Annotated in this window: 2 pseudogenes; both read left to right on the plus strand. The window is 59.0% G+C overall.

Annotated features, from left to right (window positions below):
• Nucleotides 1-222 (plus strand): annotated as a pseudogene (locus IVB48_RS41315) (IS701 family transposase); the annotation flags it as partial.
• Between the two features lie 239 nt (nucleotides 223-461).
• Nucleotides 462-856: pseudogene (locus tag IVB48_RS41320) on the plus strand (IS5 family transposase); the annotation flags it as partial.

The raw sequence follows: 856 nt of genomic DNA on the forward strand, positions 1-856 counted from the left end.
GTCGCGGTCGAAGGCCATCGATGGGCGATCGAGGACAGCTTTGAAACCGCGAAAAACGAGTTCGGGCTGGATCACAACGAGAGCAGATCCTGGCATGGCTGGCACCGTCATGTGTCCTTGGTGATGCTCGCCTTCGCCATGATGGCCGCGATCCGACATCGCGCTAATCCGCCACCGCCCAAAAAAACGAAACCTCGCCACCCGGCAAAAGCCAAAGCATAACCACGCCGCCGCTGATCCGTTGGTCAATCCAGGAAATCCGCCGCATTGCCATCAGACTTGCTCGAAAGCGTATTCAACCCGCACGCATCATCGCATGGTCTTTCTGGCGCAGAGCTCATCAGGCTGCCGCTCAACGCGCTCATGTCAAATCAAAAAGACAAACTGTAATGCTAGGGTCTGTACCTAATTAGCGATCTCTGATTCCATGGCGCCGAGTTGATTCGGGCCCGGGGACTTCGATGCGCAAAGGACTGTTCTGGCTCAACGACAAGCAGTGGGCTCGGATAGGGCCGCATCTGCCAACGAACCAGACCGGCCCGGCGCGCCAAGACGATCGACGCATTATCAGCGGTATCATTTCACATGCTTCAGTGCGGCGCACGCTGGCGCGATTGCCCGCCCGATTATGGTCCTTACACGACGATCTACAATCGCTTCAATCGCTGGGCTAAGCGCGGACATTGGCAGGCGATCTTTGAAGCGCTCGCCCGCTGCGGCAAGGACGGCGTGACTTTGTCCATCGACTCCACCTCGATCAAGGCGCATCGCTCGGCGAGCGGCGGAAAAGGGGGGAGCATGAACAGGCGATCGGCCGCTCGCGCGGTGGGCGGACCACGAAAATCCACGCGCTGAG

The organism is Bradyrhizobium sp. 76 (genome assembly GCF_023073025.1).
Lineage (GTDB): Bacteria > Pseudomonadota > Alphaproteobacteria > Rhizobiales > Xanthobacteraceae > Bradyrhizobium.